Origin of the sequence: Streptomyces sp. NPDC048523, from assembly GCF_043199815.1 — a bacterium.
GTDB lineage: Bacteria > Actinomycetota > Actinomycetes > Streptomycetales > Streptomycetaceae > Streptomyces.
Window position 1 is genome coordinate 96,142 of the sequence record NZ_JBICWQ010000011.1, and the last position, 20,062, is coordinate 116,203.

The 20,062-nt window shown below is 70.7% G+C and carries 19 protein-coding genes and 1 pseudogene; 13 read left to right on the top strand and 7 right to left on the bottom strand.

All coding sequences use genetic code 11. The features are described 5' to 3' along the window. Positions 1–2 precede the first annotated feature (2 nt). A complete protein-coding gene (locus ACGFWE_RS38230) occupies positions 3–797 on the bottom strand; it encodes an SGNH/GDSL hydrolase family protein (protein ID WP_393604790.1) in 795 nt (264 codons plus the stop codon). Positions 798–1,073: 276 nt separating this feature from the next. Between ACGFWE_RS38230 and ACGFWE_RS38235 the strand changes: the two genes are divergently transcribed. The 7 genes from ACGFWE_RS38235 (at position 1,074) to ACGFWE_RS38265 (ending at position 10,744) form a co-directional block, all read left to right on the top strand. After that, positions 1,074–2,282, top strand: coding sequence for a S8 family peptidase (locus ACGFWE_RS38235; protein ID WP_393604792.1), 1,209 nt, complete (start codon positions 1,074–1,076; stop codon positions 2,280–2,282). Between the two features lie 147 nt (positions 2,283–2,429). Next, positions 2,430–2,825: a hypothetical protein gene (locus ACGFWE_RS38240; protein ID WP_352390878.1), complete on the top strand. Its 396-nt coding sequence runs from the start codon at positions 2,430–2,432 to the stop codon at positions 2,823–2,825. 1 nt (position 2,826) lies between these two features. Continuing rightward, entirely contained in the window at positions 2,827–3,948 is a 1,122-nt protein-coding gene (locus ACGFWE_RS38245; protein WP_393604794.1) for a GNAT family N-acetyltransferase, read from the top strand. A gap of 366 nt (positions 3,949–4,314) precedes the next feature. Then, complete coding sequence (locus ACGFWE_RS38250) at positions 4,315–5,136, top strand: glycosyltransferase family 2 protein (protein WP_280867433.1); 822 nt, start codon at positions 4,315–4,317, stop codon at positions 5,134–5,136. Next, on the top strand, positions 5,133–6,146 hold the full coding sequence (locus ACGFWE_RS38255; protein ID WP_393604796.1) for a glycosyltransferase: 1,014 nt from the start codon (positions 5,133–5,135) through the stop codon (positions 6,144–6,146). Before ACGFWE_RS38250 ends, ACGFWE_RS38255 begins: the two co-directional genes overlap by 4 nt. Continuing rightward, positions 6,139–6,939, top strand: coding sequence for a polysaccharide deacetylase family protein (locus ACGFWE_RS38260; RefSeq protein ID WP_393604798.1), 801 nt, complete (start codon positions 6,139–6,141; stop codon positions 6,937–6,939). Before ACGFWE_RS38255 ends, ACGFWE_RS38260 begins: the two co-directional genes overlap by 8 nt. Further along, positions 6,932–10,744: a lipopolysaccharide biosynthesis protein gene (locus tag ACGFWE_RS38265; protein ID WP_393604800.1), complete on the top strand. Its 3,813-nt coding sequence runs from the start codon at positions 6,932–6,934 to the stop codon at positions 10,742–10,744. Before ACGFWE_RS38260 ends, ACGFWE_RS38265 begins: the two co-directional genes overlap by 8 nt. A gap of 22 nt (positions 10,745–10,766) precedes the next feature. Here the strand turns inward: ACGFWE_RS38265 and ACGFWE_RS38270 are convergent, their stop codons facing one another. Continuing rightward, complete coding sequence (locus tag ACGFWE_RS38270; RefSeq protein ID WP_393604802.1) at positions 10,767–12,188, bottom strand: xylan 1,4-beta-xylosidase; 1,422 nt, start codon at positions 12,186–12,188, stop codon at positions 10,767–10,769. A gap of 167 nt (positions 12,189–12,355) precedes the next feature. Here ACGFWE_RS38270 and ACGFWE_RS38275 point away from each other — a divergent pair, with 167 nt between their 5' ends. Both ACGFWE_RS38275 and ACGFWE_RS38280 read left to right on the top strand, forming a co-directional pair. Continuing rightward, the gene (locus ACGFWE_RS38275; RefSeq protein ID WP_352390871.1) at positions 12,356–13,450 is read left to right on the top strand and encodes a DUF5925 domain-containing protein; all 1,095 of its coding nucleotides are present in this window, start codon (positions 12,356–12,358) and stop codon (positions 13,448–13,450) included. A 15-nt stretch (positions 13,451–13,465) separates the two neighbouring features. Then, a complete protein-coding gene (locus ACGFWE_RS38280) occupies positions 13,466–14,197 on the top strand; it encodes a DUF72 domain-containing protein (protein WP_393604804.1) in 732 nt (243 codons plus the stop codon). Here ACGFWE_RS38280 and ACGFWE_RS38285 read toward each other — a convergent pair. After that, positions 14,182–14,553: a GntR family transcriptional regulator gene (locus ACGFWE_RS38285; RefSeq protein WP_393604806.1), complete on the bottom strand. Its 372-nt coding sequence runs from the start codon at positions 14,551–14,553 to the stop codon at positions 14,182–14,184. The genes ACGFWE_RS38280 and ACGFWE_RS38285 overlap by 16 nt on opposite strands. A gap of 70 nt (positions 14,554–14,623) precedes the next feature. On the opposite strand from ACGFWE_RS38285, the gene ACGFWE_RS38290 reads away from it, so the two are divergent. Next, positions 14,624–15,553 carry a GNAT family N-acetyltransferase gene (locus ACGFWE_RS38290; RefSeq protein WP_393604808.1) on the top strand — a complete coding sequence of 310 codons (930 nt, stop codon included), beginning with the start codon at positions 14,624–14,626 and terminating at the stop codon, positions 15,551–15,553. Next, a complete protein-coding gene (locus ACGFWE_RS38295) occupies positions 15,534–16,055 on the top strand; it encodes a DUF402 domain-containing protein (protein ID WP_393604810.1) in 522 nt (173 codons plus the stop codon). The genes ACGFWE_RS38290 and ACGFWE_RS38295 overlap by 20 nt, the downstream gene beginning before the upstream one ends. Here the strand turns inward: ACGFWE_RS38295 and ACGFWE_RS38300 are convergent. Further along, a complete protein-coding gene (locus ACGFWE_RS38300; RefSeq protein ID WP_393604812.1) occupies positions 16,052–16,651 on the bottom strand; it encodes a class I SAM-dependent methyltransferase in 600 nt (199 codons plus the stop codon). The genes ACGFWE_RS38295 and ACGFWE_RS38300 overlap by 4 nt on opposite strands. Positions 16,652–16,791: 140 nt before the next feature. Here ACGFWE_RS38300 and ACGFWE_RS38305 point away from each other — a divergent pair, with 140 nt between their 5' ends. Beyond that, positions 16,792–16,926: a hypothetical protein gene (locus ACGFWE_RS38305; protein WP_352390865.1), complete on the top strand. Its 135-nt coding sequence runs from the start codon at positions 16,792–16,794 to the stop codon at positions 16,924–16,926. Between the two features lie 25 nt (positions 16,927–16,951). On the opposite strand, the gene ACGFWE_RS38310 is transcribed toward ACGFWE_RS38305, so the two are convergent. Further along, on the bottom strand, positions 16,952–17,401 hold the full coding sequence (locus ACGFWE_RS38310) for a GNAT family N-acetyltransferase (protein WP_352390864.1): 450 nt from the start codon (positions 17,399–17,401) through the stop codon (positions 16,952–16,954). A 141-nt stretch (positions 17,402–17,542) separates the two neighbouring features. On the opposite strand from ACGFWE_RS38310, the pseudogene ACGFWE_RS38315 reads away from it, so the two are divergent. Then, a pseudogene (locus tag ACGFWE_RS38315) lies at positions 17,543–18,516 on the top strand (lytic polysaccharide monooxygenase). A 55-nt stretch (positions 18,517–18,571) separates the two neighbouring features. Here ACGFWE_RS38315 and ACGFWE_RS38320 read toward each other — a convergent pair. Both ACGFWE_RS38320 and ACGFWE_RS38325 read right to left on the bottom strand, forming a co-directional pair. Then, positions 18,572–19,435 carry an alpha/beta fold hydrolase gene (locus ACGFWE_RS38320; RefSeq protein ID WP_352390863.1) on the bottom strand — a complete coding sequence of 288 codons (864 nt, stop codon included), beginning with the start codon at positions 19,433–19,435 and terminating at the stop codon, positions 18,572–18,574. A gap of 171 nt (positions 19,436–19,606) precedes the next feature. Next, on the bottom strand, positions 19,607–20,050 hold the full coding sequence (locus tag ACGFWE_RS38325; protein WP_393604815.1) for a MarR family winged helix-turn-helix transcriptional regulator: 444 nt from the start codon (positions 20,048–20,050) through the stop codon (positions 19,607–19,609). Between the last annotated feature and the right edge of the window lie 12 nt (positions 20,051–20,062).

Genomic DNA, 20,062 nt, shown 5'->3' on the forward strand with positions numbered 1-20,062 from the left:
GATCAGGCCGCGCTGTTCAGGACCGGAAGGTAGCCGCCGGACTGGCCGGCCGCGGTCGGGTGGTAGGACTCGCCGATGTTGAGCAGGTTGAGGCTGTGCAGCCAGGCGCTGCCGGAGCAGAGTTCGTGGCCGGTGAAGGCGGAGCGGACGTCACCCCAGGCGAAGCCGTGGTCCGCGGCCCGCTTGGCGATGGCGGTGTCGAGGTAGTCGGCGGCGTCGTTGATCGCCTTCCGTTTGGTCTCGGAGAGGCCGAGGCAGGTGGTGCCGAGCCGGTAGAAGCGGGGGTAGCCGAGGACGACCACATGGGCGTTGGGGGCCCGGCTGCTGATCTGTGAGTAGACGGTGTCGAGTTGGCCCGGGAGGGTCGAGTCGACGTACGCCTTCGCGGTGTTGATCCGGGCCAGGCAGGAGCTGTCGGACTGGAGCACACAGGTCGTCATGACGTCGGAGAAGCCGGCGTCGTTGCCTCCGATGCTGAGGGAGACGAGGGCGGTGGCGGAGTTCAGCGGGGTCAGCTGATTCGCCAGAACATCACCCGTACGGGCGCCCGAGCACGCGGTGAACGCGAACGACGAGGGTGAGTGGGCGGCCGCCCAGAGGTAGGGGTAGGCCTTCGTGCTGCGCTTGCAGTCGCCGCTGGAACTGATGTAGCTGCCTGCGCCGACTCCCGAGGAATAGGAGTCTCCCAGGGCCACATACGGGCCTTCGGCGGCGTGGGCGGTGCCTGTCCCGGTGAGGACTGCGGCGAGTGCGAGGAGGAGTGAGCCGACGTACGCGGCAAATCGGGAACGTCTCATGGAACCTCCCTTTAGCAGGATCTCTGCCGTATCCGTCGTAGCAACGACACGTGGCGACGGGAAGTGTCCATGCCAAAATCACCAATGATTTCGTGGACATGACAGGTTTGTTGACTCCTCCTCAACTCCCTTGTTCTACCCCCGTAGATGGCCCAGCCTTTACATCGGCCCGGAGCGGAACGCGACGCTCCCGGTCGTGTGCGCGATCACGTGCACACCCCCCACGGACGCGCGCCCGACCCAGGCGCCGTCGCCCATGAGGAGGACTCCCTCGTAATGGCACAACTGCGTAGCAACACCTTCCGGTTCGCCGTGATAACCACCCTGACGGCCGGCGCCCTCGTCGGCGGGCTCACCGCCCTTCCCGCCCAGGCCGCCCCGGCCGAGGGCCGGGTCCTCGCCGCCGGCTCCCCCACGGCCGTCAAGGACAGCTACATCGTCACGCTGAAGAAGAACGCGGGCTTCACGTCCTCGTCCGGCACGGGCAAGGGACTCATCAAGGAGTACGGCGGGACGGTCGGCAAGACCTTCGGATCCGCGCTCAACGGCTACACCGCCACGCTCTCGGCGACCGAGGCGAAGAGACTCGCGGCGGACCCGTCGGTGGCCTCCGTGGAGCAGAACCAGCGGGTCCAGGTGGCCGACACCACGCAGTCCAGCGCCCCGTGGGGCCTGGACCGCATCGACCAGGCCGCGCTCCCGCTCTCCGGCACCTACACCTACCCGGACACGGCGGGCAGCGGTGTCACGGCGTACGTCATCGACACCGGCGTCCGCATCACCCACAGCCAGATCAGCGGCCGCGCCTCCTACGGCTACGACGCCGTCGACGGCGACACCACCGCCTCCGACGGCAACGGCCACGGCACCCATGTCGCCACCACGATCGCGGGCTCCACCTACGGCGTCGCCAAGAAGGCGAAGATCGTGGCGGTGCGCGTGCTCGACAACGCCGGCTCCGGCACCACCGCCGGCGTCATCGCGGGCATCGACTGGGTCACCGCCAACCACTCGGGCCCCTCGGTCGCCAACCTGTCCCTCGGCGGCGGCGCGTCCACCACCCTGGACACCGCGGTCAGGAATTCCATCGCGAGCGGCGTGACCTACGCGATCGCGGCCGGCAACAGCAACGCCAACGCCTCCTCGTCGTCCCCGGCCCGCGTCACCGAGGCGATCACCGTCGGCGCCACCACCAGCACCGACGCCCGGGCCGGCTACTCCAACTACGGCTCGGTCCTGGACGTCTTCGCCCCCGGCTCCTCCATCACGGCGGGCTGGAACACCAGCGACACCGCGACCAACACCATCTCCGGTACGTCGATGGCGACCCCGCACGTCGCGGGCGCGGCCGCGGTCTACCTCGCCGGGCACACCTCGGCCACCCCGGCCCAGGTCGCCACGGCCCTGGTGGGCGGGGCCACGTCCAACGTGGTCACCAGCCCCGGCACGGGCTCGCCCAACAAGCTCCTGAAGCTGGTGCGGTAGTACCCGAACAGGTGGCCCCCGGAGGTGACTCACGCCTCCGGGGGCACACCCCTGTCCACGTCCGTACCGGTCGGCCTTGACGGCTCCCACGGCACTGCGCGACATTGAAGCCCGGCATCCGGCGCTTTCTGGGGGGAAACGTCGCCCATGCAGACCACACGTACCGGGACATCCACGACGACGTCGGGCAGAGACCTGACGCCACTGCTCGCCGGCGCCGCGACCGCGGTGGGGGGATTCGGCGCACTGCTCGCGTTCACCGGCTCCGACTCACCGCTGCGCGCCCCGCTCACGCTCTTCTTCCTGCTCGCGGCACCCGCCGCCGGTATCGCCGCCGCCCTGCGCGGCTTCGATCCATTCGCCCGGGCGCTGGCCTCGCTGGCCGGCTCGGTCGTCCTCAACATGCTGGTGGCCCAGGGCATGCTGGCCACGCACCGCTGGTCGGCGCGCGGCGGTGTCCTGGCGATGGCCGTGATCAGCGCCCTCGTCCTCCTGCTGGTGTGGATGCGGCAACGCCGTACGGCGAAGGGCCGGGACCTCTGACGTGGACATCAGCGTGTACCGCCCCGGCGAGCTGAGCGCGGCCGACCGGGTGGCGTGGACCGCCCTGCAGTCCAAGGCCCATCTGCACGGCTCGCCGGGCCTGGCGAACCCGTTCCTGTCCCCCGAGTTCGCGCTCGCGGTGGGCCGGTTCAGGCGGGGCGTGCGGATCGCCGTCGTACGGGAGCGGGGCGAGCCCGCCGCGTTCCTGCCCTTCCAGAGGACGGCCGCCGGTGTCGGCCGGGCCGTCGGTCTCGGCATCTCTGACGCCCAGGGACTGGTGCACCGGCCCGGATTCACCTGGGACGCCCGGGAGTTGCTGCGCGCCTGCGGGCTGGCCGTCTGGGAGTTCGACCATCTGGTGGAGGGCCAGGGCCCGTTCGAGACGGGAGCCTCCGGCAGGTTCCCGTCCCCGGTCATGGACATCGACCAGGGTTACGCGACGTATCTGGCCGGACTGCGGGCACGCTCACCGAAGTTCACCCGCACCACGCTCGCCAAGGAGCGCCGGCTGGTCCGCACGGCGAGCGAGGTGCGCTACGTCCACGACGAGCGCGACCCGGCCGCCCTGCGCACCCTGATGGGCTGGAAGTCCGCCCAGTACCGCAGGACCGGCCGCAGCGACCGCTTCGCGCACGAGTGGATCGCCCGGCTGGTGGAGCAGCTGTTCCACACCCGTTCCGAGCCGTTCGCCGGGATCCTCTCGGTGCTGTACGCCGACGGGAAGCCGGTCGCCGCCCACTTCGGGCTGCGCACCGAACGCGTCCTGGCCTGCTGGTTCCCGGCATACGACCCGCAGTACGCGAAGTACTCCCCGGGCCTGGTCCTGCATCTGCGCATGGCCGAGGCGGCCGCCGCCGACGGCGTCGCGTACCTCGATCTGGGCCGGGGTCAGAAGGAGTACAAGGACTCCCTGAAGACACGGGAACTGACCGTGTCGGAGGGGTGGGTGGCCCGCCGGCACCCGGTCGCGGTCGGACACCGCGTCCGCCGGGTTCCGGTGCGGGCACTGCGCAACGCCGTGGTGGCACGTCCGGAGCTGTTCGAACCCGCCGACAGACTGCTGAAGAAAGTGGGAAAGATCCGCTCCGGCGCGACTGTAACGGTCAAACCAACAAAAACGTGAGGCCTCGTTCCAGGTCTTGCCATACGGGTCCAAACGTCAATACCGTCATACATCACACCCGCACCGTCCCGTCATTCAGCGGCTCCAGGGGAGGGCTCAGGACCGCGACGGGGGCGCGGGGCGCGGTAGGGGGGTGCCGTGCTCGGTGACCGCACAGGTGACCGAGTCGTGCCGCGCGACCGGCTGTCGTTTCTCTGGAACAAGCACAGCACGACGGCGGTCGGCCAGCTTTGCCAGCTCACCCGGCACGTACGGAGATCCCTTCCGGCATGCCGTGAGTGAGAACAGAACCCCCCTTTCGAACCGGAGCGACAAACCGGACCGCCCAGGGGCGGGCGGTCCACCGGACGAGAGGGAACCAGACTCATGAGTTCAGTTCTGCGCCCGGCGACTGCGGGCCAGGATGTGCCGACAGCCAGCCAGTACCGGCCCATCTCCACTCACCTGGCCATCACGCCACCGGTGAGTGTCGTCATACCCGCCATGAACGAGGCGGAGAACCTTCCGTACGTCTTCAAGACCCTGCCCGACTGGATCCACGAAGTGGTGCTGGTGGACGGCAACTCCACGGACGACACCGTCGCGGTGGCCCGCGAACTGTGGCCCGAGGTGAAGGTCGTGAAGCAGCACGGCAAGGGCAAGGGGGACGCCCTGATCACCGGGTTCGAGGCCTGCACCGGTGACATCGTCGTCATGATCGACGCGGACGGCTCGGCCGACGGCAACGAGATCGTCTCCTATGTGTCCGCCCTGGTCTCGGGCGCGGACTTCGCCAAGGGGTCCCGCTTCGCCAACGGCGGCGGCACCGACGACATGACCTTCATCCGCAAGCTCGGCAACTGGGCGCTGTGCACCATCGTCAACCGCAAGTTCGGCGCCCGCTACACGGATCTCTGCTACGGCTACAACGCCTTCTGGCGGCACTGCCTCGACAAGATCGACCTCGACTGCACCGGCTTCGAGGTGGAGACCCTGATGAACATCCGGGTCGTCAAGGCGGGGCTGAAGGTGCAGGAGATCCCGAGCTACGAGTACCTCCGCATCCACGGCGCGAGCAATCTGCGGGCCGTCCGGGACGGGTTCCGGGTGCTCAAGGTGATCCTCGGGGAGCGGTCGAACCGGCGTGCGCTGCGCCGTCGCGCCCACTACTCGCCGATGCTCGACTCGCGCCGGGGAGAGGTCTCTTGAGCGATCCCGACATCTCCGTCGTGATCTGCGTGTACACCGAGGACCGCTGGGAGGACATCCTCGCGGCGGTCGTCTCGGTGCGGACGCAGTCGTATGCGGCCCTGGAGACGCTGCTGGTCGTCGACCACAATCCGGCGCTACTCGACCGGCTGACCAAGGAGTACAAGGAAGTCGAGGAGGTCCGCGTGTTCGCCAACGCGGGCCCCCGCGGCCTGTCCGCGGGCCGCAACACGGGGATCGCCGCCTCACGCGGTGAGGTGATCGCCTTCCTGGACGACGACGCCGTCGCCGAGCGGGACTGGCTGCGGCACTTCGCGGCCGCCTACGCCGACCCGCGGGTCATGGCGGTCGGCGGTCGTACGGTGCCGATCTGGGCGTCGGGGCGGCGGCCGGCCTGGTTCCCCGAAGAGTTCGACTGGGTGGTCGGCTGCACCTACAAGGGCATTCCGTCCGGCCTGGTCCGGGTGCGCAACGTCCTGGGCGGCAACGCCTCCTTCCGCCGCAGCGCCTTCGACGCGGCGGGCGGCTTCGCCACCGGCATCGGACGGGACGGCGACAAGCGCCCGCTGGGGTGCGAGGAAACGGAGCTGTGCATCCGGCTGAGCCGGGCCAGGCCGGACGCGGTCCTGCTGATCGACGACCGGGCGGTGATCCACCACCGGGTGCCCGCGGCGCGCGAGCACTTCGGGTACTTCCGCACGCGCGCGTACGCGGAGGGTCTGTCCAAGGCCCTGGTGGCCCGAAGTGTGGGCGCGGACAAGGGACTCGAGTCGGAACGCCGGTACGCCACCCGGGTGCTGCCGGCCGGGGTGGTGCGCGGGCTGCGGGACGCCGCGCTGGTGCGGCCGGGGGGTGCGGGACGGGCGGGCGCGATCGTCGCCGGGGTGCTCACGGCGGCCGGCGGGTACGTGGTCGGCACGGTTCGGGCGCGGCGGGGCGGGGCCACGTTCTCGGTCGCGGAGATACCGGCGGAGATACAGGAGGAGCTCCAGGGGGAGAGAGATGGCTGAGCCGCCCGTACCGATCCTCATGTACCACTCGGTCGCCACCGACCCGAACGACGCCACCCGCGTGCTGTCGGTGTCCCCGGATGCCTTCGCCCAACAGATGAACGTCATCGGCGAGTTGGGCCTCACGCCGCTCAGGACCGCCGACCTCGCGGCCCGCTGGCGCGACGGCCGGCCGCTGCCCGAGCGGCCCGTCCTGATCACCTTCGACGACGGCTACGAAGGCGTCCACCGGCACGCCCTGCCCGTGCTCGCCAAGCACGGCTTCACGGCCACGGTGTTCGTCTCCACCGGCTGGATCCGGGGCACGCACGACACGGGCGGCGGCCTGGACACCACGCTGGACTGGGACCAGGTCCGCGAACTCGCCGCGGCGGACGTCGAGATCGGCGGCCACACCCACACCCACCCGCAGCTCGACCAGCTCGACGACACCGCGCTGCGCCACGAGCTGGTCCACTCCCGGGAGATCGTCACCGACGAACTCGGCACCGTGCCGGTCTCGCTCGCCTATCCGTACGGCTACTCCAGCCGCCGGGTGCGCGAGGCGGTGCGCGAGACGGGGTACGGCCAGGCCCTCGCCGTGAACAACGGCCTCGCGCGGCGCCGCCAGGGGCCGTACGCGCTGACGCGGCTGACGGTGCGCCGCGCCACCACGGCCGAGGAGTTCGAGCGGCTCGTCCAGGGCCGTGCGATCGCCCGGGACTTCGCCAGGGACCGTGCCCTCACCAAGGGGTACGCGTTGGTCCGAAGAGCACGACAGGTCCGCCGGAAGGTCTCCCGTTCCCGTGTCTGACACGACGACCACGACCGAGCCCGAGTCGACCGCGGCGAAGGCGCCCGAGCAGTCGGGGCGCCGTCTTCGGCTGCCCGGCCTCGGCAGGGGCGCGGGCGGCGGCAACCAGCTGTTCCGCAACGCCTACGCGCTGATGCTCAACACCGGTATCTCCGCGGTCCTTGGCCTCGGCTTCTGGCTGGCGGCCGCCCGCTACTACTCCGAGGCGGCGGTCGGCCAGGGCTCCGCCGCGATCGCCGCGATGAAACTCCTCGCGGGACTGACCGCGGTGACCCTGACCGGAGCGCTGGCCCGCTTCATACCGGTCGCGGGCCGGGCCACCGTTCACCTCATCGCCCGTACGTACGCGGGCAGTTCGGTGCTCGTGGCGGTCGCCGCGGTCGTCTTCCTGCTCACCCTGGACGCGTGGGGGCCGTCGTACCGGTTCCTGCACGGGCCGGTGAACGGCCTCGGCTTCATCGCCGCCGTCGTCGCCTGGAACGTGCTCACCCTCCAGGACGGCGTGCTGACCGGGCTGCGCAGCGCGCTGTGGGTGCCGGTCGGCAACACCGTGTTCTCCGCGGTCAAGCTGGGACTCCTGGTCGCGTTCGCGGTGGCGATCCCGACGGCCGGTGTCTTCGTGTCGTGGGTCGCGGCGATCGCCGTCTCGGTGCTGCCGCTGGGCTGGATGGTGTTCCGGCGTCTGGCGCCGCGCCATGTGAAGGCCACCGAGGACCACGCGAAGCCGCCCTCCCTCAGGGAGATCGGGCGTTTCCTCGCGGGTGACTACACCGGCTCGCTGTTCTCGCTCGCCGTGGTCTACCTGGTCCCGGTGATCGTGGCGTCCCAGGTCAGCTCCCAGGACAACGCGTACTTCTACATCACCACGACGATCGGCGGCACTTGCAACCTGCTCGCCATCAACATGGGCGCCTCCCTGACCGTCGAGGGCTCGCACGACCCCTCACGCCTGGCCGCCAACACCCGTGCCGCGCTGAAGCGGATGGCGCGGATCATGCTGCCGGTGGCCGGGATCCTGTTCTTCGGGGCGCCCTGGATCCTCGGTGTGTTCGGCTCGGGCTACGCGGACGCGGCCACCCCGCTGCTGCGCTGGTTCGCCGTCGGCGCGGTGCTCCGGGTCGTCATGGAGACGTACTTCGCGGTGTTGCGCGCGCAGAGCCGTACCTCCGGACTGGCCTGGCTGCAGGGCCTGTTGTGTGCCATGGTGCTCGGCCTGACGCTGCTGCTCCTGCCCCGCATGGGGCTGACCGGAGCGGGCGTCGCCGAGATCTCCTCGCTCGCGGTGATCGTCGCGCTCGCCGCACCCCGGCTGTACCGGACGATCCGGCACGCCCCGGCCGCCGAGGCCCCCGCGAGCGCGGCTCCCGACGGCGACCTCGCCGACCTCGGGGCGCGTGAGGTACCGGCCGCCGGCCGCACCCGCCGCCCCGGCTGGGCGCTCGACCAGGACACCCTGGCGCTGGGCATCCACGTCGACTTCGACCACCAGGAACGCCGTCCCGACGTACGCCCGGGTCCCGGCACCCCGCCCACGGGCACACCCGTGCCGGGCGTGACGCGCGACCGGCCGACCTGGGCGCTGCGGAAGCCGTCCGACCTGGGGCTGCCGGTGGAGGCGCGGGAGCCGGGCGCCGAGTCGTCCGTCGGGCCGTCCGAGGCGGAGGTGGACGCGCCGTTCGAGGTGGCCTTCGACGCAGGCAAGGAGGTCGACGTACCGGAGGAGCCCGCCGTACCGGAGGAGGCGCCGCAGCCCGCGGATCCGTCGCGGCCGCTGTCCTGGCGGGAGCGGCTGCAGCCCACCTGGCTCGGGGTGTTCCTCGGCTGCCTGCTGGCCGTCGCACTGCTCCTGTACTGGGTGCCTGCGCTCGGTCTGGGCGAGACCGACCTGGACCGGATGGGCGGGCTCGGGCTGGTCTCGGTCCTGCCGCTGCCCACACTGGCCGGCGCCGCGCTCCTGGTCGTGGTCTTCGCCTCGCTGCTCTGGCTGGGCCGTGAGCACAAGGCGCTGCTGCTGATCACGCTGGTGGCGACCGTGTTCTCGCTGCACGCGCTGCCCGCGGTGATCGAGGCCGAGCCGCGGTTCGCGACGGCCTGGCAGCACCTCGGGTTCATCGACTACATCGACCGGACCGGCTCCGCGGTGCCCGACCTGGACGCCCGCTGGAGCTGGCCGGGCTTCTTCGCGGTGGCCGCGTTCGTGGCGCAGGCGTGCGGGGTCACGGACTTCACGGAGGTCATCCGCTGGTGGCCGACGGCGATCCAACTCGCCTATCTGGTACCGATGTTCCTGCTGGTACGGCACATGCGGGCGAGCTGGCGGGCCAAGTGGACCGGTATCTGGATCTTCGTGCTCAGCGGCTGGGTCGGCCAGGACTACTTCTCCCCGCAGGGCTTCACCTATCTGCTGTACCTGGTGTTCGTGGCGGTCCTGCTCGTCTGGTTCCGCGCCCCGCGCGTGATCTGGACGAAGCGGCGGCCCGGCGAGGCCGAGGTCGAACCCACGAACCGCCGCCAACGGGCCGTCCTGCTCGCGGTGTTGATCGGTCTGTTCGCGGCGAGCGTGCCCGCCCACCAGCTCACCCCGTTCGTGATGCTCGGCGTGCTGGCGGTGCTCGTCCTGGTCGGCCGCAGCGAACTGCGCGGTCTGCCCGTCCTGTTCGCCGTCATGGTGGCCGCCTGGATCGGCTGGATGGCCGAACCGTACTGGTCGGGCCACTTCGACGACCTGTTCGGCGGGGTCGGCGGCGTCGGCGGCAACGTCTCCTCGTCGGTCTCCGGCCGTATCGAGGGCGGCAGTTCGACCCACAAGCTGGTCCTGTACGTGCGCGTGCTGCTGGCGGGCGGGGTCATGGCGCTGGCCTGCTACGGCTGGTGGCGGCGGCGCGACCACAAGTACCGGGAAGCCGCGCTGCTCGTCCTGACCTTCGTGCCGTTCCTCGGCTTCGGCATGCAGTCGTACGGCGGCGAAATGGCCCTGCGGGTCTTCATGTTCGCCCTGCCGGGCGCCGGGCTGCTCGCCGCCCTTGCGCTCTTCCCGCGCACCGGAGTCACCGCGAAGGAGCGCGAGAAGGACCGGGTCAGTCTCGCTCCGGTGGCCGCGCTGATGGCGGGTCTGCTGCTCGTCGGCGGCTTCCTGGTCGCCCGGTGGGGCAACGAGCCGTTCGAGCGGATCCAACCCGGCGAGGTCGCCGCCATGGACTACGTCTACGCGCACGACGACCCGACGGTCCGGGTGCTGTGGCTGTCCAACGACACGCTCGACAACGTGACGCCGGCGATGCCGTGGGGCGCGCAGGACATGGAGAAGGTGTCGTACGTGCCGACGCTCGCGCCGAGCGACCCGGTGCTGGTGTCCGGGCTGGTGAAGGCACTGAAGGACGCGGGCCCGAACTCGTATCTGATGGTCAACGTCAGCCAGGTCACCTATCTGCGGCTGGACGTGGGCTATTCGACGACGTGGGAGCCGCGGCTGCTCGACAACCTCGACAGCCGCAAGGAGCTCAAGCGGGTCCTCACCAACGACGACGTGACCATGTACGCCCTGCGGGACCAGCCCGCCGGAAAGGTCCCGAAGGCCGATCCGGGGCCGATCGGGCCGCAGGTGACCTGGACGCCCTGGTCGGTGGTGGGGGCGCTGGCCGCGCTGGCGCTGATCCTGCTGCTCTCGGCCCGTGAAGCGGTGCGGGTCGCGGTGCGGCCGAGTGTGCGGCAGCTGCGGTGGCTGCAGAGCAGCTTCTGGTTCGCGCTGCCGCTCCTCGCGGTGTTCCTGGCGGCGCTGGTGCAACGGTTCCTGACGATGAAGTGACGCCCTTCGGAGGTCAAGTGGCTCAGCGGGTGAGCCACTTGACCTCGTACGCCCGCATGTCGAACTTCTTCCCGTCGATCTCGGCGCTGATCTGCCGATTCAAGGTGTTCACCACCAGCACGGCCTTGTCGGTGGCGAGGACGCGGACGTTGGGCACGTCGTCGGCGGCGACGGAGACGTTCTCGTACGCGCTCCCCGGCGCGAAGGCCTTGCCGAACCGGCTGACGAGGTCGAACATCGGCAGCTTCCGGCCGCCGCCGCTGCCGCTGGTCGGCGTCCAGAGGCAGCCCGCGCAGTCCGTGCCCTTCTCGTTCTCCGGGTTCCAGTAGAGGGCGGACGTGGTGCCGCCCCTGGCCAGCGCGATCATTCCGGCGGCCTGCACCGCGACCCGGCGGTTCTCGGACCAGCCCTCGCGTTCGTCCCGGCCGTCGGCGGGCTCGACGTAGTACTCGGCCCACCACAGCGGCAGGTTCCCGGTCCGCTGCCGCACCCACCGGCTCACCGCGGTGAACTTGTCGGTGGCCGCGAACTCGTTCGGCAGCATCTCGTCGTCGTTGGTGTAGCTGGAGCCGTCCACTACCACGAAGTCGGCGCCCGCCTTGTTCCTGTTCCAGTAGTCGAAGGCGTCGAGGATCCGCTGGTCCATCGCGCCCCAGGCGCCCTTGAAACCGGCGGAGGCGTCCGCGGAGCGCGGGTCGACGCTGTCCATCACGAGATACGGTCCGCCCACCATGATCTTGGGGTCGACCTTCTTCAGCGCCTTGTAGACCAGGTTGTAGAGCCGGGTGTACCCCTCGTAGTCCCAGCGGGCCTCGCCGTCGTTCCAGAAGCCCTTGAACTCGTTCCAGACGATGAAGTGGCGTACGTCCGGGTAGCGCTTGGCGACGGTCGCGGCGAGCGCGGCGTAGTCCTCGAAGTGCGCGGGGTCCGGCGCGGTCTCCAGGGCCGCCTTGCTCCAGTCGGTGTTGCCGACGCCCGCCTCGCCGCCCTTCATCCAGTCCGGGGCGCAGCACAGGGTCACGACCGGGGTGGAGCCCGAGGCGCGGATGAAGTCGATGCGCCGGTCGAGGTCCTCGAAGTCGTAACGCCCCTTGACCGGTTCGGGGTTGTCGGCTCCCCAGCCCATGATGTGCTGGTTCTGCGGAAGTCCCCCCGCGTCGGCCAGCAGCCCCTCGACGCGCGCGGTGGCGGTGGAACTGCCCTCGTCGGCGCTGAACTGGGTGTGGGTGAAACCCCAGCCGACCTCCGGGGCGTCGGCGTCGGGTGTGGTCGTCGGGGTGCCGTGGACCCTGTCGCCGTTGCGTGAGGTGCCGTCGGTGCCCGCGCCGCTGCCCGGAAGCGTGTTGAGGAGGGTCACGATCAGCGCCAGAGCCGCCGCGCCCACACCGAGCAGAGCGGTGAGCCGCCACCGCCGTGCCCCCGAATTCCACTCATGACGTCCCATTGAGGGCAACGGTATCCGCGAACACACGTGTGCGGGCAGATGTCGGAGATGCACAGCCTTGTAACAGGAGGTAGCGGACAGACCGGAAACACCGGACGTCGGCGACACGATCCCCGCACTCCGGAAACCGGGTGCGTATGGGGGTCCCGTGCCGGATCATGGGCCGCATGTCTGCGAACCCACACGACGCGCTGCCGATCCGGCTCAACGTCGACGACAGCGACTCGCCGTCCGACGTCGTCGACGCGCTGTTCCTCGGCCGCTTCGCGACGGGCGAGCAGCCGTACTCCCACGCGGCCAACATCGACCGGGTCCGCACCGGGGCCACGCTCCTGCCGTCGGGCGCCCGGGTGCTGCGCGTCGCCCGCGACGACGACCGCAGCGCGACCCTCGCCGAGGGCGACGGCTGGACCCTGCTGATCTCCCGCTGGAACCGCGGCGCCGACGTCACCGTCACGGCCACCGACGCCGAGCTGGCCAAGAAGGTCCTCGACCAGGCCACCGACGGTGCGGCGGACGAGCCGGAACCCCAGCCGGAGAACGTGACGATGGGCTTCTGGTACGTCTCCCCCAGGCGCGGCCCGCACCGCACGACCCGGCAGATCTCCGCGGGCACCTGGGACGAGGTGCGGCAGAACTACACGGCGCCCGTCGCGGACGCGATGGACACCCTGATGAAGACGACACCGGAGGACATCGCGGGCCGTCTGCTCCTGCTCCACGGCCCGCCGGGCACCGGCAAGACCTCCGCCCTGCGTACGCTCGCCCGCTCGTGGCGGGACTGGTGCCAGGTGGACTGCGTCCTGGACCCGGAGCGGCTGTTCAGCGACGTCGGCTACTTGATGGACATCGCGATCGGCGAGGAGGACGCGACGGGCAAGGGCCGCTGGCGGCTCCTGCTCCTGGAGGACTGCGACGAGCTGATCCGCGGCGAGGCGAAGCACACGGCGGGCCAGGCCCTGTCGCGGCTGCTGAACCTGACCGACGGCCTGCTGGGCCAGGGCCGCAACGTCCTGGTGGGCGTCACGACCAACGAGGACCTGGAGCGTCTGCACCCCGCCGTGGTGCGCCCCGGCCGCTGTCTGGCCCGTATCGAGGTGGGCCCGCTGACCCGCCGGGAGGCGGCCGGCTGGCTCGGCACCGAGGAGGGCGTGGGCCGCGAGGGGGCCACCCTGGCGGAGCTGTACGCGCTGCGCCGGGGGACGTCACCGACGGCGGTGCCGGAGCCGCGGCCCGGGGCGGACGCGGGACTGTACCTGTAGTGCTTTGATGGCTGTATGACCTTGTTCGTCGGCACATCGGGGTGGCAGTACAAGGACTGGCGGGGCGTCCTCTACCCCGACGGCGTGCCCGTGCGGCTCTGGCTGGAGGAGTACGCGGCGCACTTCCCGACCGTCGAGATCAACAACGCGTTCTACCGGCTGCCGACCCGGGAGACCTTCGAGGCGTGGCGGCAGCGGGTGCCGGGGGACTTCGTGGTGGCGGTGAAGGCGAGCCGGTACCTGACCCACATCAAGCGGCTGAAGGACCCCGAGGAGCCGGTGCACCGCCTGATGAGCCACGCCCAGGGGCTGGGCGACCGGCTGGGCCCGGTGCTGCTGCAGCTGCCCCCGACCCTGCGCGCCGACACCGGCCTGCTGGACGCCTGCCTGGCCTGTTTCCCCGCCTCGACCCGGGTCGCGGTCGAACCCCGCCACGAGTCCTGGTGGACGTCCGAGACCCGCAAGGTCCTGGAGACCCGCGGCGCGGCCCTGTGCTGGGCCGATGTACGGGCCCGTCCGGTGACCCCGCTGTGGCGCACCACCGACTGGGGGTACGTCCGCTTCCACGAGGGCCGCGCACAGGCATGGCCGCACTACGGCAGACGGTCCCTGGAGACCTGGGCCGAGCGGATCGGGGGGACCTGGTCCGGGGACGAGGACGTGTACGTGTACTTCAACAACGACCCGAACGGTGCCGCCGTACGCAACGCGCAGCTGTTCGCCTCGCTGTCTCAGTCCGCCCCGTAAGCCGCCCGCAGCGCGTCCCGTACGGCCGCCAAGGCGTCTTTTTCCGTGAGCCCCAGTCGCCGGGCCCGCTCGACGTACGCCTGGGCGGCCGATGCCAGTTCCCGTTCGGCGGCCGGGCCGGCGGCGGCCACGAGGGTGCCGTTGCGCCCCCGCGTCTCGATCACCCCGTCGCTCTCCAGCGCCCGGTACGCCTTGGCCACGGTGTTCGGGGCGAGCCCGAGCGACTCGGCGAGGCCCCGCACGGTCGGCAGCCGGTAGCCCACCGGCAGCACCCCCGCCCGCGCCTGCTCGGAGATCTGCACCCGCACCTGCTCGTAGGGCGGCGCACTGTCGTCGATGTGGATCTTCAAGGTCACGAGCCGATTGTCCCGCACCGCCGGAAAATGAGAGGCACCCGAGGAGGCCTCCCCCGTAACGTGCGCCTTCATGACCGTGATCGTGCGCGACCTGCGCCCACAGGACCCGGCCGACGTCGAGAGCTTCGCCCACGTCCGCCATCTGGCCCTTCCGTTCGTGCTGTGGACCCCGGCCGGCGTGCTGCACCGCCTCGTCCGCACCCACCCGGACGCGCACTACCGCTCCCTGGTGGCCGAGGAGGACGGCGAGGTCATCGGCACGGCCCAGCTCGGTCTCGCCCACGACAGCGCGGAGCCGGGCCAGGGCTATCTCAACATCTACGTACGCCCGGACCGCACCCGGCGCGGCGCGGGTGCTCTCCTCGTGCGCACCGCCGAGGAGCACCTGGCGGCGCACGGCGCGACCAGGCTGTACTCCTGGGTCCTGGACGAGCCGCACAACCGCGTCTTCGCCGAGCGGCACGGCTACCGGGCCAGCCGCTCCGCGCACTTCCTGCGCCTGGACCTGGCCAACGGCACGCTGCCTCCGCTCCAGCCCCTTCCCCCGGGCGTCGAACTGCGCACCGCCGCCGACTTCGCCGACGACCCGCGTCCCTTCTTCGAGCTGGACGCGGAGACGTCGGGGGACGAACCGAGCGATGTCGACACCGAGTTGACGGACTACGACGCGTGGATCGAGGAGAACTGGAAGCACCCCCTCCTCGACCATGCCCTGACCACGATCGCCCTGGTCGATGGTCGCCCCGCCGCCTTCAGCGCCGCCCACACCGACGGCGCCGGCCGCTACGCCACCGCCATGACGGGCACCGCCCGCGCCTTCCGGGGCCGGGGCCTCGCCAAGCTCACCAAGAACGCCTCCCTGCACCGGGCCCGCGCCGCCGGCTGCACGGAGGCCCTCACCGGCAACGACGCCGCCAATGAACCCATGCTCGCGATCAACAAGTGGTTCGGATACGAGATCTGCGCCACGGAGGTACGTCATGTCCGCGAACTCACCTGAGCCCCTGCGGCGGGTGACCGTCGTCCTGCTCAAGGCGGGCCGCACGAAGATCCGTTACGAGGCCGAGCTCCTCACCGACGACGGCACCCGCGTCACGGTCAGCGCGCCCTGGGCGGGAGAGGGGGTCCGCGACTTCGGCTTCGTCCGCTTCGAGCCGGGCGACGTCTTCACCGAGCACTACTGGCGGGACCGCTGGTACGCCGTCAAGGAGGTCCGCACCGCTTCCGGCACCCTGAAGGGCTGGTACTGCGACATCACCCGCCCGGCGACGCTGAAGGGCGCCGAGCTGGTCGTGGAGGACCTGGACCTGGACCTGTGGGTCTCGGCGGACGGCACGCAGGTGCTGCGTCTGGACGAGGACGAGTTCGAGGAGAGCGGCCTGAGGGAGAGGGACGCCGAGGCTGCGTCGGCGGCGCTGGCCGCACTGGACGAGTTGGAGGCGATGGCCCACGTCAAGGGCGGTTCCGCGGCCGGCACCCGACACCCCTTCCCGCCCCTCTAGTCGCTCCTGGCCACCACGGCGTACCGCTCGTCGTCCACGTCCTTTCCCCACAACCGGCAATCCTCCGAGAGCCGCTCCACCAGCACCCTGGCCCCGAGCGGCTCCACCAACCCGCTCACCACCTCGGCCGATATCCCGGCCGACCCCCACACCCCCTCCACCAGCACCAGCCGCCCACCCGGCCGCAGCAACCCCCACCACCGGCGCAGCGCCCGCCCTGGATCCGGCAGCGCCCACAGCACATGCCGTACCAGGACGACGTCGAACCGCTGCTCCCCCACGGGTGGCATCGCCGCGTCACCGATGAGGAACGCCGCGTCACGCCCGGCGAGCTTCGCGCGGGCCAGGTCCACCATGGCCGGAGAACTGTCCACGCCGGTCACCCGGTGTCCCTGCTCGGCCGCGAGGAGCGACAGGCTTCCGGTGCCGCACCCGAGATCGAGGACGTCGCACGCCTGCTCCGGGAGCCACCCCCGCAGCCGCCCGGCCCAGGCCCCGCGCACCTCGGGGTCCCGGAGCCCGTGGTCCGGCTCCTCGTCGAAGGAGACCGCCTCGGCGTCCCAGTCCACGCCCCCACCACCACTGTTCTCCGTCATGCACCCAAGAGTGACACCCGCCACTGACACTCGAATCGTGACAGCCGCCACTGACAGACCGGTGACCGATGAGGAACTCTCCCCCCAAGCGTCTACCTCCGTGAGAACGCGGAACTCGGTAGGCACTGAAGGAGGCAGCCATGCGCCGTACCACCGTGCAGAAGCCCCTGAAGAGGACGGACGCCCGGCGACTTGCCGAGGAGGCCGAAGAGCGCCCCGCGGGACGACCCGAGGTCCGCAAGGACATCGCGCGGACCTGGTGGCCCGACGGCTGACGGCGGCAGGCATGCTCCCTCCGTGTCAGACCAGTCGCTTGCGGTAGTGGACGCGGTCGTAGGGCCCGTCCACTCGCCGTTCCACGACCTCATAACCGAACTTCGGATAGATCTCCTGGTTCTCCCACATCATCGCGTTCGTACAGAGCCTGACCTCGGGCAGGCCCAGCGCACGCGCGTGTGCCTCGACGAACCGCAGCAGCCGCCCTCCCACGCCCTGCCCCTGGGCGTCGGGCCGGACGGCGATGTTGTCGAGGTACAGATGGTCCGGGAACCGCTCGACCACCACGAGCCCGATCACGGGGTCACCCGTCACGAACACCCGCCCCGCGGCCACGTTCGCCGCGTGGTCCCGCTCCATGGGCTGCGGCACCTGTCCGATGCGCTCGATGTAGTGCTCGTACGCCGCGTCGGTCACGGCCTTCACGGCCGGTACGTCGGCCGCGTCGGCGGGTCGGATCTCCTCGTTCGTCATGCGCGGGACGCTATCTGTCTGATCTCCGTCTCAGCACTCCCTTAAGAGGGCCATAAAGATCGCCGCCGACCGTCACAAGCTGGGGATTTCACGGTTTCTTTGATCCGGCACCCGCCAGTACCGGTTCCGAGGAGATCCCCCATGCCCGCACGCCGCAAGGCCGCCGTCGCCGTCGGCCTGGTCCCGTTCGCCCTGACCGCACTTGCCGCCGCACCGGCGTCCGCGCACGGCTCGATGGGCGACCCGGTCAGCCGGGTCTCGCAGTGCTACGCGGAGGGTCCCGAGAGCCCGAAGTCGGACGCGTGCAGGGCGGCGGTCGCGGCGGACGGCACCCAGGCGCTCTACGACTGGAACGGCATCCGCATCGGCGACGCGAACGGACGGCACCAGGAGCTGATCCCGGACGGCAGGCTGTGCAGCGCCAACAACGACGAGTTCAAGGGGCTCGACCTGGCCCGCGCCGACTGGCCGGCGACCAGCGTGCGCAGCGGGTCGTACACCTTCAGGTACCGCGTGACCGCGCCGCACAAGGGCACCTTCACGGTGTACCTCACCAAGCCGGGCTACGACCCCGCGCAGCCGCTGGCCTGGGACGACCTGGACCTGTCGCACCCGGTCGCGACGGCCACCGACCCGGTCGCCTCGGGCGGCTTCTACACCTTCTCCGGCACGCTCCCCGAACGCTCCGGCAAGCAGCTCCTGTATGCGGTCTGGCAGCGCTCGGACAGCCCGGAGGCGTTCTACTCCTGCTCGGACGTGACGTTCGGCGGCGACTCGGGCGGCACGGTGAGCAGCCCGACCCCCGCTCCGAGCGCCTCCGCGCCCTCCGAGGAGCAGATCGAGGACGGCACCGACAAGTCGACGGTCGAACACCACGGGCACGGTGACGACGACGCCGGTACGTCGGCAGAGCCGGTGGCCGCCGAGACGGAGAGCGTCCCGGTCAACGACGTGAAGGCGGCGGGCACTTCGCAGCATCTCGCCGAGACCGGCGGTGACAGCGGTACGCCGTATCTCGCGATGGGCGGCGCCCTCACGCTCGCGGCCGGTGCGGCGATCCTGTTCGGCTCGGTGCGCCGGCGCGGGTGAACGGCGGTGGGCGGCACGGCCGTTGACCGAATGAACTCCGGGGCCTGACCGGCGGCTCAGGCCGGACAGGCCCCGGCGCGGTCAACTGAACGCCGACGCGCAGGTGGTGGCGGTAGCGTGGGCCGGGTCGAGGGCGTTGGCCACCTCGTGGAAGGCGATCCGGTCGAACAGCCCGATGGCCACGTGCTCGGAGAGGTCGAGCGGGCACAGATCCTGCAGCAGGACGTTGTGGACGCCGGATCCGCTGAGGAACTGGCTCTGGTACGGCGTCACGACCTCGTCGTACTTGGTGGCGAGGACCGTGTACTTGACGCCGGGGACGGTGTCGCCGCCCGCGTTCAGCTTGGTGAGGAAGGGGGAGCCGACGACCTGGTCGGCGAGGGCCGGGGTGTGGGTGGTGAGCAGGTCCTGGATACCCGGGAAGTACGGCAGCAGGTTGGTGATGCCGGACAGGGTGGTGCCGTGGTTGTCGGGGGCGATGCCGACGAGGGCGTTCACCTTGGCGGCTCCGCCGAGGAACTTGAGGTAGTAGCGGGGCATGAGGCCGCCCTGCGAGTGACCGACGAGGTCGGTCTCGGCGGCGCCGGTGGCGGCGAGCACCTTGTCGACGAAGGTCTTCAGCTGCTCCGCCGACTTGTCGATCGGGCCGAGGCCGTGGAAGAGGGGTACTCCGGACAGTTGGCCGTAGTCGAAGGAGAAGACGCAGTAGTCGCGGTTCTCCAGGTACGGGACGAGGGCCAGCCAGTTGTCGACGGAGTTCGCGAAGGTGCCGTGGACGAGGACGACGGGGCGGGGGTGGGCGGCGGAGGGCTTGCACGAGTAGTCGTTCCATCCGCTACTTGGGGCGGTGGCCGCCTGGGCGGCTCCGGCGGCGGGGACGACGGCGACCGCGGCGGTCAGGAGCAGGGCGGCGAGGGGTCTGAGCAGTCGTTTCCAGGGCAGCATCGGGTGATCTCCTTGCGGCTCAAGGGAGTTGCGATGGCTGTACGCCCTGTGACCCGGATCACGAGGATGCTGTTCAATTCGAAAGTTACGGACGAGTAGTGCAGTTGTGAAGTTACGCGTCAGTAAAAACTTCCAGTGGTAACCGCGCGGGATGCACCGGCTGATGAACCGTCACCAGATGGGCCTGATGGGGCCATGGGGAGCAACACGCCCCAACCGCTCACGCAGCGCGCGCACTTCACCCTCACCGAGCACGTCGGTCCACGCCCGCACCGCCTCCGCGGCGGCCTCCTCCGCCGCACGGGTGCAGGCCCACCCCCGCTCGGTCAGCACGACGAGCCGGGCCCGCGCGTCCCCGGGATGCGGCCGCCGCTCGGCGTACCCCTTGCGCACGATCTCCTCGACCAGCTGACTCGCGGCCTGCTTGGTCACCCCGAGATGACCGGCGAGCTCCGTGACCGTGGCCCCGTCCGGCGCGAGCCTGGTGAACGCGAAGCCCCAGGCGGGCCGCGCCTCGAACCCCCGGGCCACCACCCCGTCGTTGATGCGCTGGGTCAGGTCACCGGCGGCGGCGAGCAGGGCGGCGGCCAGGGCAAGGGCTTCGGAGTTCTGCACTCGGGCATTGAA

What these genes read in the sequence shown, in the direction of transcription:
- ACGFWE_RS38230 (WP_393604790.1), bottom strand. Translation starts at nt 797, where the DNA reads ATGAGACGTTCCCGATTTGCCGCGTACGTCGGCTCACTCCTCCTCGCA.
- ACGFWE_RS38235 (WP_393604792.1), top strand. Translation starts at nt 1,074, where the DNA reads ATGGCACAACTGCGTAGCAACACCTTCCGGTTCGCCGTGATAACCACC.
- ACGFWE_RS38240 (WP_352390878.1), top strand. Translation starts at nt 2,430, where the DNA reads ATGCAGACCACACGTACCGGGACATCCACGACGACGTCGGGCAGAGAC.
- ACGFWE_RS38250 (WP_280867433.1), top strand. Translation starts at nt 4,315, where the DNA reads ATGAGTTCAGTTCTGCGCCCGGCGACTGCGGGCCAGGATGTGCCGACA.
- ACGFWE_RS38260 (WP_393604798.1), top strand. Translation starts at nt 6,139, where the DNA reads ATGGCTGAGCCGCCCGTACCGATCCTCATGTACCACTCGGTCGCCACC.
- ACGFWE_RS38270 (WP_393604802.1), bottom strand. Translation starts at nt 12,188, where the DNA reads ATGGGACGTCATGAGTGGAATTCGGGGGCACGGCGGTGGCGGCTCACC.
- ACGFWE_RS38275 (WP_352390871.1), top strand. Translation starts at nt 12,356, where the DNA reads ATGTCTGCGAACCCACACGACGCGCTGCCGATCCGGCTCAACGTCGAC.
- ACGFWE_RS38280 (WP_393604804.1), top strand. Translation starts at nt 13,466, where the DNA reads ATGACCTTGTTCGTCGGCACATCGGGGTGGCAGTACAAGGACTGGCGG.
- ACGFWE_RS38290 (WP_393604808.1), top strand. Translation starts at nt 14,624, where the DNA reads ATGACCGTGATCGTGCGCGACCTGCGCCCACAGGACCCGGCCGACGTC.
- ACGFWE_RS38295 (WP_393604810.1), top strand. Translation starts at nt 15,534, where the DNA reads ATGTCCGCGAACTCACCTGAGCCCCTGCGGCGGGTGACCGTCGTCCTG.
- ACGFWE_RS38300 (WP_393604812.1), bottom strand. Translation starts at nt 16,651, where the DNA reads ATGACGGAGAACAGTGGTGGTGGGGGCGTGGACTGGGACGCCGAGGCG.
- ACGFWE_RS38305 (WP_352390865.1), top strand. Translation starts at nt 16,792, where the DNA reads ATGCGCCGTACCACCGTGCAGAAGCCCCTGAAGAGGACGGACGCCCGG.
- ACGFWE_RS38310 (WP_352390864.1), bottom strand. Translation starts at nt 17,401, where the DNA reads ATGACGAACGAGGAGATCCGACCCGCCGACGCGGCCGACGTACCGGCC.
- ACGFWE_RS38320 (WP_352390863.1), bottom strand. Translation starts at nt 19,435, where the DNA reads ATGCTGCCCTGGAAACGACTGCTCAGACCCCTCGCCGCCCTGCTCCTG.